Genomic DNA, 22,934 nt, shown 5'->3' with positions numbered 1-22,934 from the left:
GGTCCGAGCGCGGCGCCCTCATCAGCCCGCGACGGGAATGGCCCGGGATGGGGCAGGGTTGCACCACCCGGCAACCCGACTCAGGAAGAAGGCCTCGTGGACCTCGTGCACTGGCTGTTCGACGCGCAGATCGTCATCGGCGAGCAGACCGTCCTCTGGCGGGAGGTCATCGGCAACGTCTTCGGGCTCCTCAGCGCCCTCGGCGGGATGCGGCGGAAGGTCTGGGCCTGGCCCGTCGGCCTCATCGGCAACGTGCTGCTGTTCACGGTCTTCATGGGCGCCCTGTTCGGCACTCCGAACCCCGTCAACCTGCTCGGCCAGGCCGGGCGGCAGGTGATGTTCATCCTGGTCAGCGTCTACGGCTGGTACCGGTGGACCCACCGCCCCGACGACTCGACCACCTTGATCGAGCCGCGCTGGGCGTCGTGGCGCACCCGCGGCCTGCTGGTGCTCGGGATGGTCGGCGGCACCGCGGTGCTGACCCCGGTCTTCCGCGCGCTCGGCTCCTACGAGCCGGTCTGGAGCGACGCGTGGATCTTCGTCGGCTCCGTCCTCGCCACCTACGGCATGGCGAAGGGCTGGACCGAGTTCTGGCTCATCTGGGTGGCCGTCGACCTGGTCGGCGTGCCGCTGCTGTTCTCGGCCGGCTACTACGCGTCGGGGCTGATGTACGTCTTCTACGGCGCGTTCACCCTGGTCGGGTTCTTCGTCTGGATGCGGCAGGGCACCCGTCCGTCCGCCGCTCCGATCACGGTCGGCTAGCTCTAGCAGCCCGCCGCTCCCGGCGGAAGTGGCCGTGCGGGAGGCGCTGTCGGTGGTCCACTGGGAGCGGAGGCGCCCGCCTCCCCCCTCAGGAACGGACGCCATGCTCTCCCTCGTCTACTCCAGCCGCACCTCCGCCGGCTTCACGGACGCCGACCTCCCCGCGCTGCTCGCCCAGTGCCGCGCGAACAACGAGCGCCTCGGCCTGACCGGCATGCTCCTGCACCGCGACGGCCGATTCCTCCAAGTGCTCGAGGGGCCGGAAGCGGTCCTGCGCGAGCGGATGGCCGTCATCGCCGCCGACGAGCGCCACGCGCAGCTGCGCACCCTCCTCGAGGAGCCGATCCGGGAGCGGCTGTTCCCGGAGTGGTCGATGGCGTTCGAGTCCGCCGCCGACGCCGACGCCGCCGGGCTCCGCACCTCCTTCGACGACCTCGACGACGCCGAGGCCGAGAGCGCGACGCTCCCGGCCCTGCGCGAGCTCATCCGCTTCTTCCGCGAGCGGAGCTAGGCGGAGCTGGGCGGAGCTGGGCGGAGCGACCCGGGACGCGGGATCGCGGCCGGTCCGCCGCCGGAACCCGACGCCCGTCAGTCCTCCGCCGAGGGAGGAGCGAGCCGGTCGAGCCGCGCCAGGAGCGGGGCGAAGCCGTCGCCGAGCAGGGCGCTCAGCGGCTCGCCGAACCAGAACCGCCAGACGGAGTCGAGCTCCTCGCCGGTGATCCGTCCTCGGCGCAGGAGGATGCTCGCGATCGGGGCCGCCTCAGACGCGTACTCGTCGCGGGGAGCGCCGTCCTCGCGACCCGGCTCGAGTCCGTACGGATCGACCGCGTCCACCTCCCGCAGGACGGCCGCCACCATCGCGTCACGGCGTTCCGCGGTCGCGCCGTCCTGATTCGTCGGTGCTCGGCGCTCCATCGCGAGAAGGTACCGAGCCCACTCCTCGTCGTCCATTCGTCGTCTCCGATCTCTCCGGATGCCGCGCCTTCTCGAGGCCTTTCTCTTCCTTCGGCGCCGGCTTGTCGAGGCACGGGGGAACCGCCTCTTCGACGGCTTGTCATCCCCCCGCGAGAAAGGCGCGGACGCCTTCCCGCGTCAGCCCCGAGGCGACGGCGAGCCGGTGCTCTCCGGCCCCGAGTCGGGCGGCTCCGCGGAGGGCCGCGGCCCTTTCTCCGCCCTCGCCGGAAGTCCCGCTCCGGAATGCCGCGAATTCCGCGGACACCTTATCGAGAGCGTCGACGACATCGCCGGACACGCTCTCCGGCGGCTCGCCGAGATCGATGCGCCAGCCTCTCCCTGACTTCTCGTCGCTGTCGTTCACACGCAGGAAAGTACCCCGGACCGCAGGGTGGCGCCTGTGATCGCCCGACGCCGTCGCGCCCCAGGGATCCGTCGTCGACGTCCAAGCGCACACGCCTCCCGGTCCGGAGAGGACGGCCTTCGAGGACTGTCCCGCGGACCTCGTCGCCGTGCTCCGCTCCGATGCGGCCTTCGCCTCGGCCGAGGTCTTCGACGGCTGACCCGACCGCGGCGACCACCCGCTGCGACGACCGCGGGGCGGAGGCGCGGATCGCGTCGTTCCGGCGCGCCCGCACCAGCGGTGCCGGAACGTCCGGCCGATCCGGGAGCGGCACCCGTCCGAGCCGTCGAGGTTCCGTCGGTGTGCAGGCCCCCGCGCCGAGGGACGTAAAGTGTGCTCACACGCGCCCGCGGACGGGCGAGCCGCCCGTGAGGGCGCCCCGGTCCTGCGTCGGAGGCGCCGATCACAGAGAGCCGCGGTGCCCGATGCCGGAAGACAGGCCCGCGTCGCGGGCGCCGAGCATCTACGACGTCGCCCGCGCGGCCGGCGTCTCGCACCAGACCGTCTCCCGGGTCCTGAACGACCACCCGAGCCTGCGCGCCGAGACGAAGAAGCGCGTGCTCGAGGTCATGGCCGAGCTCGACTACCGCCCCAACCTCGCCGCGCGGGCACTGGTCACCAGCCGCACCCGCACCGTCGGCGTGCTGTCCTCGCAGAGCCTGCAGTACGGTCCGGCCTCCAGCATCCAGGCCATCGAGGTGGCGGCGCGCGACGCGGGCTACCTCGTCGTCACGGCCAACGTCGACGGCACCGACGGCGCGTCGATCCAGGCCGGGATCCGGCATCTGCTCAACCAGGCGGTCGAGGGCCTCGTGGTCGTCGCCCCGCAGATCCGCGTCTTCGACATCCTCTCCGGAGTCGCGCTGCGCATCCCGCACGTGACGCTGCAGACGAGCGAGGACGACCGCGACGACGCGCTCTACGTCGACCAGATGGCCGGCGCCCGCATCGCCACCGGGCACCTGATCGACCTCGGGCACACCGAGATCGTGCACCTCGCCGGCCCGCAGGACTGGATCGAGGCCGAGGCGCGGATGCGCGGCTACCTCGCCGAGCTCGACCACCGCTCGATCCCGCTGCGCCCGCCGCTGCTCGGCGACTGGAGCGCCGAGCGCGGCCACCGCGTGGGCCTCGAGCTCTCGCGCTTCCTCGACTTCACCGCGGTGTTCGCGGGGAACGACCAGATGGCGCTCGGACTGATGAGCGCGTTCCACGAGCGCGGGGTCCGCGTGCCGGAGGACGTCAGCGTCATCGGCTTCGACGACATCCCCGAGGCTGCGTTCTACTGGCCGCCGCTGACCAGCGTCCGCCAGGACTTCGTGGAGCTCGGACGCCGGTGCGTGGCCGCGCTGCTCAGCCTGATCGAGGGCGACCGGCCGGAGAAGGCGGCGCCGATCGCTCCGCAGCTGGTCGTCCGCGGATCCACGGCCGTCCCCCGGAGCGCGAGCGTCACCGCCTCGCGCTGACCGGCGGCCGCGACGCCCTCGCGCCGCGACCGCCCGGGATCACTCGCCGTGAGCGGCGATCGACACGTCGTTCCAGCGCTTCCAGGTCTCGAGGCGCGACTCGTAGTCCGCCGTCGCGATGCCCAGCGGCGCGCGCCCGAAGAAGATCCGCAGCGGCGGCTCGTCCGCGTCCACGACCGCGAGGATCCCGAGGCGCGAGGCCCGCGGGTCGCCCTGCTGAGCGGCGGACGGGCGTCGGCTCGCTGCCTCCCGGACCTCGTCGTACGCGGCGATCGGCTCGCTGCGCGACGCGGAGGGACCGGACCAGTCGGTCGAGTACCCGCCGGGCTCGACGAGGGTCACGTGGATCCCGAAGCCGGCGACCTCGGCGGCCAGCGACTGGGTGAAGCCCTCGAGCGCCCACTTCGACGCGTGGTACGCGCCGATCGAGGGGAACGCGCTGATGCCGCCGATGCTCGACACCTGGACGATGTGGCCCGAGCCCTGCTCGCGGAGGATCGGCAGCGCGGCCTGGGTGACCCAGAGGGCGCCGAAGACGTTGGTCTCGAGCTGCGCGCGGACCTCCTCCTCGGTGAGCTCCTCGATCATGCCGAAGTGCCCGTAGCCGGCGTTGTTGATCACGACGTCCAGCCGGCCGAACCGCTCGGCCGCGGCCTGCACAGCGGCGAAGCCGGCCGCGCGGTCGGTCACGTCGAGGGTCAGCGGGAGGAACGTGTCGGGGTACTCCTCGACGAGGGCGTCGAGGGTCTCGATCCGGCGGGCGGTGCCGGCGACCGAGTCGCCGCGCTCGAGCGCCGCCTCGGCCCACTCGCGGCCGAAGCCCTTCGAGGCGCCGGTGATGAACCAGGTCTTCGTCATGGTGTGCGTCCTTTCGACAGTGCTGGACGCAACGCCGACGGCTCCGGCTCCCTTCCGGGGCCGGGGACCCTTGACAGCACCGCTCCGAGAGCGGACGACGCGCCGCCGGTGTCCCGTTACCGAGTCGAGACGTGCGCGTTGACACGAACGGCGCCGTCGGGTCTAGCATGACGCAATGTGATCGCTCACATGGCATCACATCTCCGCCCCGATCCCGAGGGCGGCCCTGCATCCACTGCATTCAATGACGAAGGAATCACAGTGACCACAATGAAGCGCGCTCTCATCGCCGGCATCGCCGGCGGAGCGATGATCCTCTCCCTCGCCGCCTGCTCCTCCGGAACCGGTGGCGGCTCGGGCTCGGGATCCGGCGACGGCGGCCTCGTCGGCGTCGCGATGCCGACCAAGTCGTCCGAGCGCTGGATCGCTGACGGCAACAACGTCAAGTCGCAGCTCGAGGAGGCCGGCTACCAGGTCGACCTGCAGTACGCCGAGGACGACATCCCCACCCAGGTCTCGCAGCTCGAGAACATGATCACCAAGGGCGCCAAGGCCCTGATCGTCGCCTCGATCGACGGCACCACCCTCACGAGCGTGCTCGAGGAGGCCAAGGCCAACGACATCCCCGTCATCGCCTACGACCGCCTCATCCGCGACTCCGAGAACGTGGACTACTACGCCACGTTCGACAACTACAAGGTGGGCGTCCAGCAGGCCACCTCGCTCCTCGCGGGCCTCGGTCTCACCGACCTCACCGGCGCGAAGGCCGCCGACGCCCCCGCCGGCCCGTTCAACGTCGAGCTGTTCGCCGGCAGCCCCGACGACAACAACGCCACGTTCTTCTTCAACGGCGCGATGGACACCCTCCAGCCGTACATCGACGACAAGACGCTCGTCGTGAAGTCCGGCGAGACCGACTTCAACACCGTCGCCACGCTCCGCTGGGACGGCGAGGTCGCCCAGAGCCGCATGGAGGACATCCTCACCAAGACGTACTCCGACGGCTCCAAGGTCCAGGGCGTCCTCTCGCCCTACGACGGCCTCAGCCGCGGCATCATCTCGGCTCTGACCGACGCCGGCTACACCGTCGGCTCCGACTTCCCGATCATCACCGGTCAGGACGCCGAGCTCGACTCCGTCAAGGCGATCATCGCCGGCGAGCAGTACGCGACCATCTACAAGGACACCCGCGAGCTCGCCAAGGAGGCCGTGAAGATGGCCCAGGCCGTGCTCGAGGGCACCGAGCCCGAGGTCAACGACACCGACACCTACGACAACGGCAAGAAGGTCGTCCCGTCCTTCCTGCTCGAGCCGGTCATCGTCACCAAGGACCAGATCCAGTCCGTCCTCGTCGACGGCGGCTACTACACCGACGCGGAAGTGAACGGCTAGTCCTCTCTCCTCACCCGAGAAGGAACACCCCGGGAGGGCGCCCACTGGGCGCCCTCCCCCACTACGAAGGAAGGGAGGCGGCGTGACCTCGAACATCCTCGAGATGCGCGGCATCACCAAGACGTTCCCGGGCGTGAAGGCGCTCCAGGACGTCACGCTCAACGCACAGCGCGGCGAAGTCCACGCGATCTGCGGGGAGAACGGCGCCGGCAAGTCGACGCTGATGAAGGTCCTGTCGGGCGTCTACCCGCACGGGACCTACGAGGGCGACATCGTCTTCGAGGACGAGGTGATGCAGTTCTCCAGCATCCGCGACTCGGAGGCGAAGGGCATCGTCATCATCCACCAGGAGCTGGCCCTCAGCCCCTACCTCTCCATCGCGGAGAACATCTTCCTCGGCAACGAGGTGCGCGGCTTCGGCGGCCTGATCGACTGGAACAAGACCAACCAGGAGGCGGCGGCGCTGCTGGCCCGCGTGGGTCTGCGCGAGAACCCGACCACCAAGATCATGGAGATCGGAGTCGGCAAGCAGCAGCTCGTCGAGATCGCGAAGGCGCTCTCCAAGCGGGTCAAGCTGCTCATCCTCGACGAGCCCACCGCGGCCCTGAACGACGAGGACTCGGACCACCTGCTCGATCTGATCCTGCACCTCAAGGAGCAGGGCATCACGTCGATCATCATCAGCCACAAGCTGAACGAGATCAAGAAGATCGCGGACACCGTCACGGTCATCCGCGACGGCAAGACCATCGAGACGATCGCGCACGACGACGTCACCGAGGACCGCATCATCAAGGACATGGTCGGCCGCGACCTCGACCACCGCTACCCGGACCACACGCCGCACATCGGCGAGGAGATCCTGCGCGTGGTCGACTGGACGGCCCATCACCCCCAGGACCCGACCCGCGTCATGGTGGACAAGGTCAACCTGTCGGTGCACCGCGGCGAGATCGTCGGCATCGCCGGGCTCATGGGCGCCGGGCGCACCGAGTTCGCGATGAGCCTCTTCGGCCGCTCCTACGGCAGCCGCATCTCGGGCCAGGTCTTCAAGGCCGGCAAGGAGATCAAGATCCGCAACGTCTCGGAGGCGATCGCCCACGGGCTCGCCTACGCGACCGAGGACCGCAAGCACTACGGCCTCAACCTGATCGACGACATCAAGCGGAACATCTCGCTCGCGTCGCTCGACAAGGTCGCCCGCGGCGGACTCGTCGACGACAACCGCGAGTTCGAGGTCGCCAACGAGTACCGCGGCAGCATGAACATCAAGTCGCCGACCGTGCTCGCCAAGACCGGGAAGCTCTCCGGCGGCAACCAGCAGAAGGTCGTCCTGTCGAAGTGGATCTACTCCGACCCGGACGTCCTCATCCTCGACGAGCCCACCCGCGGCATCGACGTGGGTGCGAAGTACGAGATCTACACCATCATCAACCGGCTCGCGGCGCAGGGTAAGGGGATCATCGTCATCTCCTCCGAGCTGCCGGAGCTGCTCGGCATCTGCGACCGCGTCTACGCGCTGTCGGAGGGCCGGATCACGGGCGAGCTGCCCATCGCCGAGGCGACGCCCGAGGCGGTCCTCACCCTCATGACCCAGGAGAAGCAACGATGACCGATCTGCAGAACGAACCGTCCACCGCGGCCGGTGCGCAGGTGAAGCCCACCGAGAACGCCTTCACGAAGCGCCTCAGCCACGTGCTGGGCGACCTCGGCAAGAACGGCATCTTCATCGCCCTCATCGTGGTGGTGCTGCTGTTCGAGGTGATGACCGGCGGCATCCTCCTCCGCCCCCAGAACATCTCGAACCTGATTGTCCAGAACGGCTACATCCTGATCCTCGCCATCGGCATGGTGATGGTCATCGTGGCCGGGCACATCGACCTCTCGGTCGGCTCGGTCGCGGCGTTCGTCGGAGCGATCTCGGGCGTCTTCGCGGTCAACATGGGTCTCCCGTGGTGGCTGTCGATCGTCCTCTCCCTCCTCATCGGCGCCCTGGTCGGAGCGTGGCAGGGCTTCTGGATCGCGTACGTCGGGATCCCGGCGTTCATCGTGACCCTGGCGGGCATGCTGATCTTCCGCGGCCTGGCGCTCGTCGTCCTCGGCAACGCGAACATCGGCTCCTTCCCGACCGAGTACCGCGCGCTGGGCAACGGCTTCCTCACCGACCTGTTCGGCGAGACCGACCTCGACCCGCTGTCGCTCGTCATCGGCGCGCTCGCGATCGTCGCCTTCGCCGTGCAGTCCGTGCGCACCCGCCGCGGCCGCCAGAAGTACGCCCAGAGCGTCGAGCCGGGCGCCTGGTTCGTCACCAAGCTCGTCCTCGTCTCCGTCGTGATCGCGGCCTTCTCCTTCGCGCTGGCCACCTTCAAGGGCATCCCGGTCACCCTGATCGTGCTCGCCGTGCTCGTCCTGATCTACGGCGTGGTCATGAACCGCTCCGTCTTCGGCCGTCACGTCTACGCGATCGGCGGCAACCTGCACGCCGCGGAGCTGTCCGGCATCAAGACCCGCAACGTCACCTTCTGGCTGTTCGTCAACATGGGCGTCCTCGCGGCTCTGGCCGGCCTCGTCTTCACCGCGCGACTCAACCTCGCCGGCCCGAAGGCGGGCGACGGCTTCGAGCTCGAGGCCATCTCGGCCGCCTTCATCGGCGGCGCGGCGGTCCAGGGCGGCGTCGGCACCATCGGCGGCGCGATCATCGGCGGCCTCATCATCGGCGTCCTGAACAACGGCATGTCGATCATGGGCATCGGCATCGAGTGGCAGCAGGCGGTCAAGGGCCTCGTGCTCCTGCTCGCGGTCGCCTTCGACGTCTACAACAAGCGCCGCTCGGGCGGACGCTAGGCCCTGCGGTCGTGCCCGACTGGTCGCGGTTCCTGCCGCTGAGCACCGGGCCCTCGGTCGACGAGACGGGCGTCAGCAACGACTGGCGCCCCCTCGTCGCCGAGAGGCTCGACCGCCTCGCCGTCCTGGCCGCCTCCCCCTCCACCACGGAGGGCGAGGCGGCCAGTGCCGTCTCCCGGGACGCCCTGCTCGGAGAGCTCGTCGTGCGGCTCTCGAGCAGCACCGGCCAGCGCCTCGCGACGCGGATGGGCGCCCGCGAGGCCTCCTCCCCTCCCCCTGCCGCCGAGATCGCCCCGGCCCTGGCCGCTCTCGCCTCCACTCGCCGCGCCGGCGCGGGTCCCCGCTCGGTCGCCGAGCTGGTCGAGGTCGTCCGCGCCGAGCTCGCGCTCTCCCCCGAGCCGCTCGCCCTCTCCTCCCGCATCACCGGCGGGGTGGCCCTGGACCGCCTGCAGCGCGCGCCGCTCGCGATCCGCGCCGCCGTCCGCGGTCGCACCCTCGCTCCGACCGACGCGGAATGGGAGCTCGGCTCCGGCCCCGCCCTGCGCGTGCCGGCCGACGCGATCCTCCGCTTCCTGCTCGGCCTCGGGCCCTTCCCCGCCGAGCCGACCGCCTAGGCGGCGCCGCCACCTGCCCCCGGGCGGAGGCGGCGCCGCGCCGGTCGTAGCATCGGAGGATGACGCGCTCACTGCCGAGAAGCACCCCGTCCGCCCGCTCCGTCGACGCCGAGGGAGTGCTGGCCTTCGTCGACGGGGTCGAGGCTGCTCCCGGCGTCGAGCTGCACGGGCTGATGGTCGTGCAGGGCGGCGACGTCGTCGCCGAGGGCTGGTGGGCGCCGTACTCGGCCGAGCGACTGCACCTCTTCTACTCGCTGAGCAAGAGCTTCACCGCGACCGCCGTCGGCCTCGCGGTCGCCGAGGGCCTGGTCGACCTGGACGCCACCGTCCTCTCGTACTTCCCCGAGCTCGACGACGAGATCACCGACCCGCGCTCGCGTGCGATCCGCGTCCGCCACGTCCTCGCGATGGCGAGCGGCCACTCCGCCGAGACGATCGACCGCGCCGAGGAGACGGATCCGGTCGACCTGGTGCGCGGCTTCCTCCTCCTCCCGCCGGAGCAGGAGCCGGGCAGCGTCTTCGCCTACAACCAGCCCTGCACCTTCGCCGCCGCCGCGATCGTGCAGCGCGTGAGCGGGCAGTCGCTGACCGACTACCTGGGCCCGCGCCTGCTCGATCCGCTCGGCATCGGCGAGGTCGCCTGGCATCGCGACGACTCGGGGCGCGAGCTCGGCTACAGCGGGCTGCACGCCACCACCGAGGCGGCCGCTGCACTCGGACTGCTGTACCTGCAGGAGGGGCGCTGGGGCGACCGGCGGATCCTCTCGCCGGAATGGGTCGCCGAGGCGTCCCGCGCGCACGTTCCGACCCACGAGGACGGCGGACCGGACTGGCAGCAGGGCTACGGCTTCCAGTTCTGGCGGTCGCTGCACGGCTACCGCGCGGACGGCGCGTACGGGCAGTTCAGCCTGATCGTGCCCGAGCACGAGCTCGTGATCGCGCTGACCGGCCAGACCTCGGACACGCAGACGCTGCTCGCGCTCGCCTGGGAGCACCTGCTCCCCGCCGTCGGCCGAGGGTCCACGGCGGAGGCCGACGCCCGACTGGCCGACCGGCTGTCGGAGCTCGCCCTGCCCCCGCTCGAGGGCGCCTCCCCCGCGACCGGGAGCTACACGCCGGTCGGATCGTGGCCTGACGTCGTCGAGGTGACGGCCGACGAGGGCGGCTGGACGCTCGCGCTGACCGAGGGCGACGAGCGCTTCACGGTGACGCCCGGCGCGGGAGCCTGGACCGTCGACGGGCCGTTCGCGGCGAGCGCCGGGCCCTCGGGCGACGGCGTCCTGATCGACGTCGTGTTCCTCGAGACCCCGCACCGCCTGCACGTCGAGCTCGGTCCCGACCGCACCGCCCGCGTCCGCTGGGAGACGGAGCCGCTGCACGACGGCCCGCTCGCCGGGCTGCGCGCCCCGCGCTGACGGCAGGACCCGCTCTGCTCATCCGTCGCGAACGGCCCGTCCGCCCCTCGACGACGGGCCGTTCGCGACGGATCGAGAGGGGTCGCGCTCGGCCGTGCGGACCGCGCGCATCGGGCGGTGCTCACCGGGGGTCGACCGCAGCCGCTACTTCCCGTCGATCCGGCCGAGGGCGGCCCCGTGGTGTCGGAAGGCGTCCCGCGCGGCGCCCCAGCTCCGCGGATCGACGCCGAGCGCGGTGCGGAGGTAGGCGGTGCTCAGCCGCTGCAGCGCGGCGACGCGCTCGGGGTCCGCGTCGGTCGTCTCCGCCACCGAGTCCCCGACGATCCCGCCGAGCGAGTGCTCCGCACCGTGGAGGGTCAGCAGGTCGGAGGCGCCGGGGCTGTGCGTGAAGGCGTCGGTGAACCAGTCGGGGCCGCGCCGCGACATCCGCGACTGGTCACGGTCGCCCGCGACGACCAGGGTCGGTGTGGTCAGCTCGGCGAACGAGGGCCGCAGGAAGGGGAAGTGCTCGCGGGCGAACGGCGCGAGGTCGTCCCCGGCGAGCCCGGTCGCCGCGAGCAGGATCCCGGCGCGGACCCGCTCGTCCGAGAGGTCGGCTCCGGCGGTGCCGTCGTCGTCGAGGACGCGGGCGCCGAGGAGGGCCTGCGCGGTCTGCCCGCCCCAGGAGTGGCCGGCCACGGCGATCCCGGCGCGGTCGATCCGTCCGGCGAGGCCGGGGACGGCCGCCTCGAGGGTGTCGAGCCGGTCGAGGGAGCGGGTCAGATCGGCGATCCGCTCCGTCCAGATGCTCGGGAAGACCGGGTGGTCGAAGCCGAAGCCGTTGCGGCGGGAGTCGAGATGGGTGGGCTGGATCACGACGAAGCCGCGGGACGCCCAGAAGGCGGTCAGCGGGGCGTAGCCGTCGAGGTTCCAGCCGTTGCCGTGCGAGAACAGCACGACGGGCAGATCCGACCCCGTCGTCGGGGCCGAGACGCGGACCTCGAGCGGGACCGGGCGGCCGGGGGCGTCGAGCGCGACCGGAGCGAGGGAGACGACGGGGGCGCCGGGTCCGACGACGCGGTCGAGGGAGTCGAGGAGCGGAGTGGGCACGAGGATCCTTCCTGGGGGGCGGCGCTCTGGCACAATCGTCGGAGCGCTGCTCCGGAACATTGCGGAGCACTGCTCCGGAACGTGGTGGAGCTGCGCTCGGAGACATTACGGAGCGCCGCTCCGAAAAGCAAGGAGAACCGATGAGCGACCGTGCGCCCCGCACGCCCGGCCGACCGCGGACGAGTCGCGACGCTCTGCTCGCCGCCGCGGCGACGGTGTTCGTGGCCTCCGGCGTGGACGCGCCGGTCCGCGAGATCGCGGCGGAGGCCGGCGTCGGCATGGGGACGATCTACCGGCACTTCCCGACCCGCTCGGAGCTCGTGGTCGCCGTCTACCGCCACCAGGTCGAGGCCTGCGCGGAGGCGGGCCCACGGCTGCTCGCCGACAGCGCGACCCCGGAGGCCGCCCTCCGAGCCTGGGTCGCCCACTTCGTCGACCTCCTGGTGACCAAGCACGGCCTCGCCGGTGCGCTCCAGGGCGACAGCGCCGGATCCGACGCCCTGCACGCCTACTTCGTGGAGCGGCTCGTCCCCGTCTGCGGCGACCTGCTCGAGGCGGCACGACCCGCCCGGATCCCGGCGTCGAGTCTCAGCGGCTACATGCTCCTCAAGGGCATCGGCAACCTCTGCATCGGCGCCGCCCACGATCCGGACTACGACGCCGACACCCTCGTGCAGGCCCTCGTCACCGGAGCGCTGCAGGCGGATCAGCCCTGATCGCCTCCACGGTCCGCTCGACCGCGTCCTCGACCGCCGCCCTGCGGCTCGCGTCGTCCTCGCGCTCGGACTCGTGGACGAAGACGGCCCCGCCGCGCCGGGCTCCGCAGTAGTCGATGATCCCGTGCTGGATCTGCGTCAGCAGCGCCTGCTCGTAGCCGTGCCGCTCGTAGGTCCCGGCGGAGTCCCCCGCGACGAGGACGAGGTGGACGGTCAGAGCGCCGAGCCTGCGCTGCGTGCCGTGGACGGGGTCGATGTCGAAGGCCCAGCCGGCGAGGAAGACGCGGTCGATCCAGCCCTTCAGCAGCGCGGGCATCGACCACCAGTAGACGGGGAAGACGAGCACGAGGTGGTCCACGCCGTCGAGCCGGCGCTGCTCGCGGAGGACGTCGTCGGGAACCGGGCCGACACCGCGGTAGCGGTCCCGGTCGGCCGCGCCGAACCGCGGGTCGAAGCCCTCGGCGTCGAGGTCGGCCGTCTCCACTCCGTCGGGGCCGAGCTCCTCCCGCAGCCGCCGGGCGAGGGCGGCGGTGAGGGAGTCGCGGTCGGGGTGCGCGGTGACGAGGAGGGTGCTCACCGCTCCAGTGAACCGCACCCGCCCTGCGGCACCCCTGGCAGGATGACCCGGTGACTCCGCACCGCTCCCCCCGCCGCCCCGACGTCGTCTCCGTCGAGCTCGTCGGCGGACCGGAGCCGCTCGAGCTCGCCCTGCACGAGCACGACCCCGAGTGGTCCGCCCTGTTCGAGGAGCACCGGCGGCGCATCCTCGAGGCCGTCCCGGGCGTGCGGGTCGAGCACATCGGCTCGACCTCCGTCCCGGGCCTGCCCGCGAAGCCGATCGTCGACGTGCTGGTCGTCGTGCCCGACGTCACGGCGGAGGAGGACCACGTCGCGCCGCTGCTCGCGGCCGGCTACGTCCTGCGCACCCGCGAGCCCGGGCACCGGCTCGTCCGCACGCCCGGACGGGACGCCCACGTCCACATCTACGAGGAGGGTCATCCCGCGATCGACGCGTACCTCCTCCTGCGCGACCGGCTGCGCACCGACCCGGCCGACCGCGAGCTCTACCGCAGCACGAAGGCGTCTCTCCTCCTCCGGCGCTGGGAGGACGGGAACGACTACGCCGAGGCGAAGTCCGCCGTGATCGCGGCCATCCTCGAGCGCGCGAGATCCTCGCAGCCCTGAGATCGATACCCGGAAGGCGGTCAGCGGCCAGGCCGCACCGCACGTCCGATCGCCCTCGAGCCCTCCGGCCCGGGGGCGGTCGCGGTTCGGGCGGCATCGGATGATCGCCGGTTCGCGGAGCGCGCCCTCCAGCCGGGCGGAGCGCTCGCGCCTGAAGGTCGAGCAGCGAGGACCGGGCCCGCGCAGCCGTCGGGATCCGGCGACCGAGCGGATTCGGATGTTGACGTCATCAGAGCCTCGTGGAAGCCTGATGTTTGCGTGAACATGCGCGAAGTCCCCGGTGCAAAGGAGCACAGCATGACGTCTCGACCACGAACGGCCGCCGCGGCGGTGGCCGCGCTGCTCGTCGCAGCACTCCTGGGAACAGGAGCGCAGTCGGCCTCGGCCGCCGTGGCCACGGATCCCGACGACGGAGTGCCGCGCACCTCGACGCCCGTGACCTACACCGACTACCCGGCGGTCCAGGACCCGGGCAGCACCGCGGCCGGCTACTTCCAGCCCTACTGGTACGACACCGACGGCCGCCACATCCAGGCGCACGGCGGCCAGATCGTCACCGTCGAGGAGGGCGGTCAGCAGGTCCAGTACTGGTACGGCGAGGACCGCACGAAGGGCTACTGGAACAGCCCCGGAGTCGCGGTCTACCGCTCCACCGACGGCCACAACTGGGAGAACAAGGGAACCGCGCTGCGCAGCGTCTCGGCTCCGGCCGACCTCGAGGCCCCTTACTTCGACGCGCTCTACGACACCGTCGACGACTCCGGAGCCCCTCGCGCCGACCGCATCGCGGAGCTCGACTACCACCTCGACACGACGCAGGCCTCGCCGAACACCGCCATCTTCGAGCGCCCCAAGGTCCTCTTCAACGAGAAGACCGGCAAGTGGGTCATGTGGTGGCACTCCGACGGCCGGACCACGCCGGGCGGCAGCACCTACGCGCGCTCGATGGCGGGAGTCGCCGTCTCGGACAGCCCGACCGGGCCCTTCACGCTCCAGGGCGTGTACCGCCTCTACAACCGCACGGACTACAAGGCCTGCACCACCTCCGCCGTGCCCGGGCAGGCGCGGGACATGACCGTCTTCCAGGACGAGGACGGCACCGCGTACATCTCCTACTCCTCCGAGGAGAACTACTCGCTCTACGTGGCGAAGCTGGACGCCGACTACACCAACGTCGAGCGGACCACCACGACCGACACCCTCGACGCGAACCAGTACTCGGCCGACGGGACGTACCCCTACGTCTTCGCCGACGGTGCGGCCGGAGCACCGGTGCGCGGCACCGACTTCCAGATCGTGAAGGAGTGCGGACACCTCGAGGCGCCCGCGATCTTCGCCAACGGCGGCAAGTACTACACGATCGCCTCCGGGGCGACCGGCTGGGCGCCGAACCCGCAGACCTACTACACCGCCGACTCGATCCTCGGCGCGTGGACCCGCGGAGTCGAGAAGGGCGACGCCGACGAGAACGTCGCCTACAACGCGATCCCGGAGGGCAGCGACGGCCTGCTCTCGATCGGCGACTCCCGCAAGACCACCTTCGGCTCGCAGTCGACGAACGTCCTCACCCTCGCTCCCGGGAAGTACGTCTACATGGGCGACCGCTGGAACGAGGGCAAGTCGGACTCGACCTACGTCTGGCTCCCGATGACGGTCGGTGAGAACGGCCGCCTCGAGATGCGGAACCCGGCTCAGGAGGACCCGGCGCGCTGGGGATCCGGCTGGAACCTCTCCTACTGGGACGACAAGGGGGTCGGCGACGGCGTCTGGTCGGTCGTGGACGCCCGTCTGCCGAAGCAGGTCCGCCGCGGCGCCGACATCGCCGCCGCGCTCCCCTCGACGGTCTCGGTCGCGAGCAACGGCTCGACCCGCGACGTCGCCGTGACCTGGGCCGCCCCCGGCCCCGCCGAGCTCGGCACGGTGCAGGTGACGGGTACGCTCGCCGCCGACGCCGGGTTCTCCTCCGGCCGCCGCTTCACCCGCACGATCGAGGTGGCGGAGCCGGGCATCGCGAACCTCGCTCCCGGAGCGTCCGTCGCGGTCTCGAGCCGCACGGACCTCGCCGGCAAGCTCATCGACGGCGACGTGAAGGGCAAGGGCTGGGACGACTGGTCCTCGGCCGGCTACCCGCGCGACAGCCGCCTCTCCTTCTCCTGGGGCGCGGCGCAGAACCTCGACTCGGTGACGGTCAGCACCTACAAGGACGGTGCGACCGCCACCTGGCCCTCGAGGATCGAGGTCGAGTACCAGGTGAACGGCGCATGGACGACCTCCTCGGTCGCCGCCACCCTCAGCCAGGCCGCGACCGGATCCGCCCCGACGGCGATCCTCGACCTGTCCTCCCTGCCCGACACCACGGGCCTCCGCCTGCACCTCACCAGCGCGGCGAACACGTGGCAGTCGGTCTCGGAGGTGCAGATCTGGGGCACCGCGCCGCCGACGAACGTCTGCCGCGTCCCCGGAGCCGCGGTCTCGGCGTCGTTCAGCCAGACGAAGTACGCGACCCTCCCCGCGAAGAACGCCTGCGACGGCAACGTGAGCACCCCCTGGTCGACCTGGACCGACGGCACCTTCGCCGGCAGCGCCGAGTTCACGCTGACGAACACCGAGGCGCACCGCGTCGCCGGGCTCACCTTCACCAACACCGAGGGCACCCTGGCGTCGGTGAGCGTGGCCTACCGCGCCGAGGACGGCACCTGGAAGCCGACCACCGCGCAGAACGTCGCTCCGGCGGCGAACGGCACGCTGACCACGATCCCGTTCGCGGCGGTCTCGGCCACCGGCCTGAAGCTGACCTTCTCCACGCCGGGCTCGTTCCTCAAGATCGGCGAGATCGTCGTCCCCGAGGCGGCCGCCCCGGCGCTGACGGTGCCGGTGACCGTGACGTCGCGCTGCGTCGCCGGGAAGGCGGTGCTGACTGTCCTCGCCAAGAACGGCGGCACCGCTCCGATCGACGTCGCGATGGCCTCGGCCCACGGCTCGAAGACGGTCACCGCGGTGGCCGCGGGTGCGAGCGGATCGGCCGCGTTCACCACCCGCCTCGCGAGCATGCCGGGCAGCCAGGTGACGGTGACCGCCACGGCGGGCTCCGAGACCCTCGCGCAGACGGTGGCCTACCCGGCCCGCGTCTGCTGAGCGCACGGCGGCCGGTCGACCGGTCGTGACGGAGGAGGGAGTGCCCGTGGGCGCTCCCTCCTCTGCGTGTGCGGCCGGGCGTCCGGGGCGGAAGCGGCGGAGGGTCGGGGGTGCACTCGCCCTGCATCGCAGTCCGCTCGCTCTGGTCGTCCAGAGGCGGCCCGTCCGCGGAGGGTCATCCGGCGCGGAGGGCGAGCGCGGGCTCGATGCGCGCGGCCCGGAGGGCGGGGGCGACGGCCGAGACCGCGCCCGCTCCGATCCCGGCCAGGACTCCCGCCGCGGCACTGAGCGGGTCGAGCACCGGCGTCCAGCCCTGCGCGGCACTGAGGACGGCGGTCGCGAGGACCCCCAGAGCCAGGCCTGAGAAGGCGCCCGCGGCTCCGATCACCGTCCCCTCGACGAGGAAGAGCGCCCTGATGTCGGACCGTGTCGCTCCGACAGCCCGCCGCAGCGCGATCTCGCGGATACGAGCCGAGACGGCGAGGAACATCGAGGTCGCGCTCGTCAGGCAGACCAGCACGAGCAGGAGCAGCGACACCAGGAGGAGGTTCGCGGCGAGGTCGCTGCTCACGCCCCGGCTGAGCAGCCGCAGGTCGGCGACCGTCTGGACGACCGAGCGCTCGGGGTGGGCGGCGTCGACGGCGAGCGGCACGGACTCGGCGATCGCGGCGGGCCGGCCGGGCGCGGTGCGGGCGACCACCGAGGGCTCGGCTCGGGCGGGCACCTCGAGGTCGGTCAGCGAGACGAGGATCGACTCCGCGAGCGCCGGATCGCGCTGGGAGGACTCGACGAAGCCCGCGACCACCACGGGCGTCCCGGCGATCCGGACGGTGTCGCCCGTCCTGCCGACGGGGATCCCGAGATCGGCCGCCGCTCCTGCGCCCAGCAGGGCGAGGGGACCTCCGTCCGCCGCGTCGAGCCACTCGGAAGCGGTGGAGGGACGGGTGGTGACGAGCTCGACGTCGAGGAAGGCCCGGTCGACGGCGACCACCGCGGCGTCGGTGGCGACGACGGAGGAGGCCACCCAGCGCTCCGGGTGCGCGACCGCCGCCGGAAGGGTCAGGCGGGCGCTCGCCGCCTCCACTCCCTCGAGGCCCCCGATGTCGGACGCCGCCTCCCGCAGCTGAAGCAGGGTCGTCTCGGCCGGGAGGCGCACCGTGATCTGATCGAGGGCCGCGGCGTCCAGCCGTGCCGAGATCTGCTGCGCCGCGGCCGCGCTCATCCCGACCGAGGTCACCAGTCCGGCGACAGCGAGGACGAACGCGGCGAGGATCCCGAGGGTCCGGGCGGGCGAGAGCAGGAGCGACGACACCGCGTCGGCGAGGTGCGCAGCGCGGCGGCGACGCGGTGCTGCAGCCGGGGCGGGGTCGGACGGATCGGTGGCGCCCTGTGCCGCCTCGGAGGAGTCCGCAGCGGACAGACCCGCGCCCTGGTCTGCGTCCAGCACCGCACCCGAGTCGTCGACCACTCGTCCGTCCTCGAGGCGGAGCCGGCGCTGGGCGTGCGCCGCCACCTCCGGCGAGTGCGTGATGAGCACGATCGTCACGCCCGCGCGGTGCAGCGCGGACAGCACCTCCAGGACGGCATCGGCGGTCGCGGAGTCGAGGTTCCCGGTCGGCTCGTCCGCCAGGATCACGGCCGGTCGGCCGACGACGGCGCGCGCGATCGCGACCCGCTGCCGCTCGCCTCCGGAGAGCGTGCCCGCGCGCTGATCCGCGAGTGGGAGGAGCGCGACGCCCTCCAGCGCCTGCGCGACCGGGTCGCGCTGGTCCCCCGTCCGCTCTCCGCGGGTCCGGAGCGGGAGCGCCGTGTTCCGGGCGACCGTCTCCCGCGGCAGGACGAAGGAGTCCTGGAACACGAAGCCGAACGTCCGGGACCGCAGCGCGTCGCGCTCCCGCTCCGGGAGCGAGGCCACGTCGACGCCTGCGAGGCGGTACTCCCCCTCGTCCGCCGAGTCGAGAAGCCCGAGGATGTTGAGCAGCGTCGACTTGCCGGCGCCGGAGCGTCCGACGATCGCGACGAACTCCCCCGCGCGGACGTCGAGGTCGAGCCCCGAGAGCGCGCCCGCTGATCCCCCGCCGGGATAGCGGCGGCCGACGCCGCGCAGCGACAGCAGCGGCCCGCTCACGGCGTCACCACGACGGTGTCGCCCTCGGCCGGTCCCGTCGACTCGTCGAGGTGTGCCCAGCCGTCTCCGACTCCGAGCACTGTCACGGGGACCTCCTCGCCCGTCCGGTATCGGGAGGACCGGCCGACCACGACGAACGGAGCGGTGGAGGCCCGGTGGACCGCAGTCAGCGGGACGGCGAGGACGGGGTCGCCCGCTCTCGCCGCGGAGACGACGACGGACGCCTTGTCACCCAGGTCGGCCCAGTCCTCGGGCAGGTCGAGGAACAGGTCGCGGCCGGACGCGCTCCCGGCGGTGCTGTCCGCGGCGACGAAGTCCCCCTGCCGCAGGACGGTCCCCGATCGCTCGGGCCGGCCGTCCGCGTGGAGCACGACCGGCGTCCCCGCCTGAAGCGCGTCGGCGTCGATCACGGTCGCCCGGGCGGTGATGCGCCGCGGGCTCGTCTGCAGGACGGCGAGCGGCTCCTCGGAGGAGGCCGTCGCCCCCACCGCCGGCGCCGAGAGCACGGTCACGGAGTCCGACTCCAGCTGGACGATCTGCGTCACGTCGACGAAGGGGCGCGTGACCGCGGTGGGTGGCGGCGTAGGACCGGGAGTCGACGTCGCCCCCGGATCCGACGATCCGCCCGCGGGCGACGCGACGGTCTCGGTCGGGAGCCGGTAGCCGCGCTCGCGCCACAGCGCGTCGGCGGCAGCGACGGTCGCCTCGGTCACGGTGCCGTCCACAGCGAAGTCGGCGTCGGAGAGCGCGCTGAGCGCCACCTCGAATGCTTCGGCGTCGGGCCCCGAGTCGCCGACGTGCAGATCGCGGTACAGCGGAGCCGTGACCCGCAGCCCGAGGAGCGGACGGCCTGCGACGGCGAGCAGGAGTCCCCCGCTGGCGAGGACCCCGCCCTGCGGTGTCCCCACTTCGGTCACGTAGGGCAGGACTGCGGGTGCACTGATGCCCGCGAACGGAACGGTCCGGATGTCACCCGGGTCGACGACGCCCTGCACTGTCCGCGGCGGCTCGATGGAGCGCCGCTCCACCTCGACCTCGACCGGGGGCGGCGGCTGCTCAGCCGCCGCGTCGAGGTCGTCGGCGGATCGGAGCGAGGCTCCCACGCCCACTCCGACGGCTCCGACGAGGAGGACGCTCACGAGGAAGGCTACGAGCGCTCGCGGCCGGGCGACGGCGGGCAGGCGCACCGATCCGTGCTGGTCGGCCACGGCTCAGCGCCCGTACCGCGCGATGACGGCGTCGGCGCGCTCCAGGACCGCGCGCTCCTTCTGCGCCACCTCGTCCAGCTCGGCGCGGTGCCTGTCGATCAGCGCCGCCTGGTACTGCGCCTGCAGAGAGCTCAGCGTCTCGACGAGCCGGGTGTCCTCTTTGCACTGCACGTCCTGCACCGCCGTCCGGATCGCCGCCTCGGGGTCGTCGGGCACCTGGGGCGACCAGGGCTGCTCGCTGTCGGTGCGGAGCTGCAGTCCGTGCGCGATCAGGCAGTCGCCCCATCGGGTGCGCGCCCGGTTCCACCGGGGATCCGCCGATGCGAGGCGCCCGGCGTCGTTGGTGATCGCCTGCGGCAGCTGAGCGATCTCCATCCCCTTATCGGCCGCGTAGTCGCGTCCCAGGCCGGGCAGGGTCTCGACCCGGTCCTCACACGCGCTCATCGCGTCCTCCCACCCCGGATCGGCGGCGGCGGCCTCGATGACCGCCGCACTCGCCGCCTCGACGGCCGCCGCGTTAGGCATGTCGAAGCCGTATCCGGAGCGGGCCGCGCGCTCCGGGCTCCAGATGCCGAAGGTCGTCTCCGTGACGACGGCGGACCGGGTGAGGTCGAACGCCGCCGACGGGTCCGTCCGGCCGCCCTCCCGCATGCAGTCGTCCAGCAGCAGGGCATTGGCCTGCACGATCCGGCCGAGCCCCTCCGCGTCGATGAAGTACGCGTCGATCGGGTAGGTCATCAGCTCGTTCGTCCGGTCGAGGACGGCGTGCACCTCCGAGTAGGCGCTGATGTCGAGTCGCTCATCGACCGGCGCATCCGCGGGGGTGCACCCGGCCAGCGGCACCAGCACGGCGAGCGCCACCGGAGCAATGCGGAACACCGGCCCTCGTACCCGGGTCCGGTTGCTCGATCGCGGGTCGGCGGTCATGTCGCCGCCCCGTCCCGCGCCATGACCGCGTCGGCGCGCTCGAGGACCGCGCGCTTGTTCTGCGCCATGTCATCAGGCTCGGTGCGGTGCAGGTCGAACAGGGCGACCTCGTACGGCGACTGCAGCGAGGTCGGCTTCTCGATGAGGCGGGTTTCCTCCTTGCACTGCACGTCGACGACGGCGGTGCGGACAGCGGCGTCCGGATCATCCGGGATCTCCGGCCCCCAAGCGTGCGGCTCCGCCGGATCGAAGCGGAGCCCGTGCTCTTCCGAGCAGCTGATCCGTTCGGAGCGCATTTTCTCCCATCGGAGATCCGCCGCGGGGATCGTCCCTGTGCGACGGAGGACGTCGTGAGCCGACCCCGCGACCGCCTGGGCGGCGTCACCCCCGGAAGAGCGTCCGAGATGGGGCGGGCGCTCGACCGACTTGTCGCAGGCATCCGCCGCCGCGCCCCAGGTCGCATCGGCGGCCGCTTGCGCCACGAACGCCTGGTTCGCCGCCTCCATCGGTGCATCAGCGGAGCCGTCGAAGCCGTACCCCAGCCGAGCCTCTCCCTCCGGACACCAGCTGCCGGAGGACGTGTCCGGCAGCGGCGGGAGCGCCGCCAGGTCGACCTCCACGGGGCGGAAGGAGCGGCCGCTCGTCCGAATGCACGCCCCGATGAGGAGATCATCGGCCGGACCGACTCGGTTCAGCGCCGCCTCGTCGAGGAAGCAGGCGTCCGTCGGCGTCCTGATCGACTCCGCCGCAGGGTCGAGGACGGGGTGAACATCGGCGTACGGGCCGATGTCGAGGTCGCCTGACGACGCCTGTCGAATCGCTGATGCGCACCCGACGAGGAGAACGACGGTCGCGCCGACGGCGAGGAGAGCGGCCGAACGCCCTAACGGCCGCATCAGTCGACGCTCGAGATGAAGTCGTTCCAGTCGGGGTGGTAGTTCTTCCCCGATGCGATGCGCTGCAGGTTGGAGACCTGGTGTCCGCTGAGGATCCGCAGCTGAGCCCCGCCTCTGTTCGCGTCTTCGAACCAGGTCTTCGTGCCCGTGTAGCGGTTTTTCAAGCTCGAGATCGAGTCGTTGAAGACCCGTCCCCCCAACGCATGCCACTCGTCGTAATTCGCATTCCCGCGCCCGGAGTAGCTGCCCTGGTAATCGGCATCTGTCCAGACGCAGCTGTACCCGCTCGGACATTGCGACTCGGAGGCCGACGCCGTCGGTGCCATGAGGGCTACCCCGGCGATGGTCGCTGTGATGATGGCAAAGGCGTGCGAACGCACGGAGGCAAAGGACAAGAGTGAACTCCCGGCTCGAAGCAAATGAGGATGTGTCGAACAGTACGCATGTATTCCGCTGGCCGAGCCCGCTGGCGCGCTCCGCGGCACTCCACCCGGAAGCGGGGGTGCAGAGCTCTTCACGCTCCTGGTAGTAATCACAGGCGGGCGCATCGCAGAGCCCGCAGAACTGGACCGTCCGTGACCCGCACCACCCGCGCTCTCGCCGCGTTCGTCCCGACGACGACCCTCGTGCTCTCCGTGGTGTTCGCCTCCGCCGCACTCGCGCCCGAGGCGATGACCGCCCCGGAAGCGGTGTCGACGCCGACCGCCGCCTCGCCCGCGGAGGATGCGGCGGCGACTGCGGACCCCTCCGCTCCCGGTGCGGGATCCGGCGCCTCCGACCGCCGCTCCTCGAGCCCCTCCTCCGCGGACCCCGTCGACCCCGCGCAGCCGACGACCGGCTCCTCCCCCGCAGGCCGTCCCCGCACCGCCCACGGGCGCCCTCTCGTACGCTCTCGGCTTCCTCGCGTTCATCGGGATCCCGTTCCTCAGCCTGATCGTGGGC

The 22,934-nt window shown here is 71.9% G+C and carries 21 protein-coding genes; 11 read left to right on the top strand and 10 right to left on the bottom strand.

The window, feature by feature from the left end; all coding sequences use genetic code 11:
• Positions 1 to 96: 96 nt before the first annotated feature.
• Together pnuC and C5C39_RS15120 are read left to right on the top strand one after the other, a co-directional pair.
• Positions 97 to 762, top strand: coding sequence for a nicotinamide riboside transporter PnuC (gene pnuC / locus C5C39_RS15125; protein WP_104227403.1), 666 nt, complete (start codon positions 97 to 99; stop codon positions 760 to 762).
• Positions 763 to 865: 103 nt separating this feature from the next.
• Positions 866 to 1,273 carry a BLUF domain-containing protein gene (locus tag C5C39_RS15120; RefSeq protein ID WP_104353770.1) on the top strand — a complete coding sequence of 136 codons (408 nt, stop codon included), beginning with the start codon at positions 866 to 868 and terminating at the stop codon, positions 1,271 to 1,273.
• A 77-nt stretch (positions 1,274 to 1,350) separates the two neighbouring features.
• On the opposite strand, the gene C5C39_RS15115 is transcribed toward C5C39_RS15120, so the two are convergent.
• Both C5C39_RS15115 and C5C39_RS17320 read right to left on the bottom strand, forming a co-directional pair.
• A complete protein-coding gene (locus tag C5C39_RS15115) occupies positions 1,351 to 1,677 on the bottom strand; it encodes a hypothetical protein (protein ID WP_146083958.1) in 327 nt (108 codons plus the stop codon).
• A gap of 139 nt (positions 1,678 to 1,816) precedes the next feature.
• Entirely contained in the window at positions 1,817 to 2,080 is a 264-nt protein-coding gene (locus C5C39_RS17320) for a hypothetical protein (protein ID WP_104227400.1), read from the bottom strand.
• A gap of 464 nt (positions 2,081 to 2,544) precedes the next feature.
• On the opposite strand from C5C39_RS17320, the gene C5C39_RS15105 reads away from it, so the two are divergent.
• Positions 2,545 to 3,585 (top strand): LacI family DNA-binding transcriptional regulator, encoded by a 1,041-nt coding sequence (locus tag C5C39_RS15105; protein ID WP_104353767.1) that lies wholly within the window; start codon positions 2,545 to 2,547, stop codon positions 3,583 to 3,585.
• Positions 3,586 to 3,624: 39 nt separating this feature from the next.
• Here C5C39_RS15105 and C5C39_RS15100 read toward each other — a convergent pair whose 3' ends face one another.
• Positions 3,625 to 4,443 (bottom strand): SDR family oxidoreductase, encoded by an 819-nt coding sequence (locus tag C5C39_RS15100; RefSeq protein ID WP_104256397.1) that lies wholly within the window; start codon positions 4,441 to 4,443, stop codon positions 3,625 to 3,627.
• Between the two features lie 270 nt (positions 4,444 to 4,713).
• On the opposite strand from C5C39_RS15100, the gene chvE reads away from it, so the two are divergent.
• From chvE to C5C39_RS15075, 5 genes are all read left to right on the top strand, one after another.
• A complete protein-coding gene (gene chvE / locus C5C39_RS15095) occupies positions 4,714 to 5,835 on the top strand; it encodes a multiple monosaccharide ABC transporter substrate-binding protein (RefSeq protein ID WP_104224984.1) in 1,122 nt (373 codons plus the stop codon).
• A gap of 82 nt (positions 5,836 to 5,917) precedes the next feature.
• Positions 5,918 to 7,447 (top strand): multiple monosaccharide ABC transporter ATP-binding protein, encoded by a 1,530-nt coding sequence (mmsA, locus tag C5C39_RS15090; protein ID WP_104256398.1) that lies wholly within the window; start codon positions 5,918 to 5,920, stop codon positions 7,445 to 7,447.
• Positions 7,444 to 8,679, top strand: coding sequence for a multiple monosaccharide ABC transporter permease (gene mmsB / locus C5C39_RS15085; RefSeq protein WP_104224982.1), 1,236 nt, complete (start codon positions 7,444 to 7,446; stop codon positions 8,677 to 8,679). Before mmsA ends, mmsB begins: the two co-directional genes overlap by 4 nt.
• 11 nt (positions 8,680 to 8,690) lie before the next feature.
• A complete protein-coding gene (locus tag C5C39_RS15080; protein ID WP_104353766.1) occupies positions 8,691 to 9,293 on the top strand; it encodes a hypothetical protein in 603 nt (200 codons plus the stop codon).
• A 59-nt stretch (positions 9,294 to 9,352) separates the two neighbouring features.
• Positions 9,353 to 10,708, top strand: coding sequence for a serine hydrolase (locus tag C5C39_RS15075; protein ID WP_104353765.1), 1,356 nt, complete (start codon positions 9,353 to 9,355; stop codon positions 10,706 to 10,708).
• Between the two features lie 144 nt (positions 10,709 to 10,852).
• Here C5C39_RS15075 and C5C39_RS15070 read toward each other — a convergent pair whose 3' ends face one another.
• Complete coding sequence (locus C5C39_RS15070; protein WP_258075858.1) at positions 10,853 to 11,797, bottom strand: chlorophyllase; 945 nt, start codon at positions 11,795 to 11,797, stop codon at positions 10,853 to 10,855.
• A gap of 140 nt (positions 11,798 to 11,937) precedes the next feature.
• Between C5C39_RS15070 and C5C39_RS15065 the strand changes: the two genes are divergently transcribed.
• Positions 11,938 to 12,513 carry a TetR/AcrR family transcriptional regulator gene (locus C5C39_RS15065; RefSeq protein ID WP_104346529.1) on the top strand — a complete coding sequence of 192 codons (576 nt, stop codon included), beginning with the start codon at positions 11,938 to 11,940 and terminating at the stop codon, positions 12,511 to 12,513.
• Here C5C39_RS15065 and C5C39_RS15060 read toward each other — a convergent pair.
• Positions 12,482 to 13,090, bottom strand: a complete 609-nt coding sequence (locus C5C39_RS15060; protein ID WP_104324799.1) for an NAD(P)H-dependent oxidoreductase — start codon at positions 13,088 to 13,090, stop codon at positions 12,482 to 12,484. The two genes, C5C39_RS15065 and C5C39_RS15060, sit on opposite strands and share 32 nt — an antisense overlap.
• Positions 13,091 to 13,140: 50 nt before the next feature.
• Between C5C39_RS15060 and C5C39_RS15055 the strand changes: the two genes are divergently transcribed.
• Together C5C39_RS15055 and C5C39_RS15050 are read left to right on the top strand one after the other, a co-directional pair.
• Positions 13,141 to 13,698, top strand: a complete 558-nt coding sequence (locus tag C5C39_RS15055) for a GrpB family protein (RefSeq protein ID WP_104283949.1) — start codon at positions 13,141 to 13,143, stop codon at positions 13,696 to 13,698.
• A gap of 297 nt (positions 13,699 to 13,995) precedes the next feature.
• Positions 13,996 to 16,833, top strand: coding sequence for a discoidin domain-containing protein (locus tag C5C39_RS15050; RefSeq protein WP_104353763.1), 2,838 nt, complete (start codon positions 13,996 to 13,998; stop codon positions 16,831 to 16,833).
• Positions 16,834 to 17,008: 175 nt separating this feature from the next.
• Here C5C39_RS15050 and C5C39_RS15045 read toward each other — a convergent pair whose 3' ends face one another.
• The 5 genes from C5C39_RS15045 to C5C39_RS15025 form a co-directional block, all read right to left on the bottom strand.
• Positions 17,009 to 18,961: an ATP-binding cassette domain-containing protein gene (locus C5C39_RS15045; RefSeq protein WP_104353762.1), complete on the bottom strand. Its 1,953-nt coding sequence runs from the start codon at positions 18,959 to 18,961 to the stop codon at positions 17,009 to 17,011.
• Positions 18,958 to 20,169 carry a hypothetical protein gene (locus tag C5C39_RS15040; RefSeq protein ID WP_104353761.1) on the bottom strand — a complete coding sequence of 404 codons (1,212 nt, stop codon included), beginning with the start codon at positions 20,167 to 20,169 and terminating at the stop codon, positions 18,958 to 18,960. Before C5C39_RS15040 ends, C5C39_RS15045 begins: the two co-directional genes overlap by 4 nt.
• A 3-nt stretch (positions 20,170 to 20,172) precedes the next feature.
• Complete coding sequence (locus C5C39_RS15035) at positions 20,173 to 21,048, bottom strand: hypothetical protein (RefSeq protein WP_146083956.1); 876 nt, start codon at positions 21,046 to 21,048, stop codon at positions 20,173 to 20,175.
• Positions 21,049 to 21,092: 44 nt separating this feature from the next.
• Positions 21,093 to 21,716, bottom strand: coding sequence for a hypothetical protein (locus C5C39_RS15030; RefSeq protein ID WP_146083955.1), 624 nt, complete (start codon positions 21,714 to 21,716; stop codon positions 21,093 to 21,095).
• A 275-nt stretch (positions 21,717 to 21,991) separates the two neighbouring features.
• The gene (locus C5C39_RS15025) at positions 21,992 to 22,318 is read right to left on the bottom strand and encodes a peptidase inhibitor family I36 protein (protein ID WP_258061415.1); all 327 of its coding nucleotides are present in this window, start codon (positions 22,316 to 22,318) and stop codon (positions 21,992 to 21,994) included.
• Between the last annotated feature and the right edge of the window lie 616 nt (positions 22,319 to 22,934).

This window comes from Rathayibacter sp. AY1F3, assembly GCF_002931975.1.
Classification (GTDB): Bacteria; Actinomycetota; Actinomycetes; order Actinomycetales; family Microbacteriaceae; genus Rathayibacter.
Note: the sequence above shows the minus strand (reverse complement) of the source record. Positions and strands in the feature narration are given on the sequence as shown.

Coding starts and splice junctions, on each gene's coding strand:
- C5C39_RS15120 (WP_104353770.1), top strand. CDS start 866: ATGCTCTCCCTCGTCTACTCCAGCCGCACCTCCGCCGGCTTCACGGAC.
- C5C39_RS15115 (WP_146083958.1), bottom strand. CDS start 1,677: ATGGAGCGCCGAGCACCGACGAATCAGGACGGCGCGACCGCGGAACGC.
- C5C39_RS15105 (WP_104353767.1), top strand. CDS start 2,545: ATGCCGGAAGACAGGCCCGCGTCGCGGGCGCCGAGCATCTACGACGTC.
- C5C39_RS15100 (WP_104256397.1), bottom strand. CDS start 4,443: ATGACGAAGACCTGGTTCATCACCGGCGCCTCGAAGGGCTTCGGCCGC.
- chvE (WP_104224984.1), top strand. CDS start 4,714: ATGAAGCGCGCTCTCATCGCCGGCATCGCCGGCGGAGCGATGATCCTC.
- mmsB (WP_104224982.1), top strand. CDS start 7,444: ATGACCGATCTGCAGAACGAACCGTCCACCGCGGCCGGTGCGCAGGTG.
- C5C39_RS15075 (WP_104353765.1), top strand. CDS start 9,353: ATGACGCGCTCACTGCCGAGAAGCACCCCGTCCGCCCGCTCCGTCGAC.
- C5C39_RS15065 (WP_104346529.1), top strand. CDS start 11,938: ATGAGCGACCGTGCGCCCCGCACGCCCGGCCGACCGCGGACGAGTCGC.
- C5C39_RS15050 (WP_104353763.1), top strand. CDS start 13,996: ATGACGTCTCGACCACGAACGGCCGCCGCGGCGGTGGCCGCGCTGCTC.
- C5C39_RS15025 (WP_258061415.1), bottom strand. CDS start 22,318: ATGGCACCGACGGCGTCGGCCTCCGAGTCGCAATGTCCGAGCGGGTAC.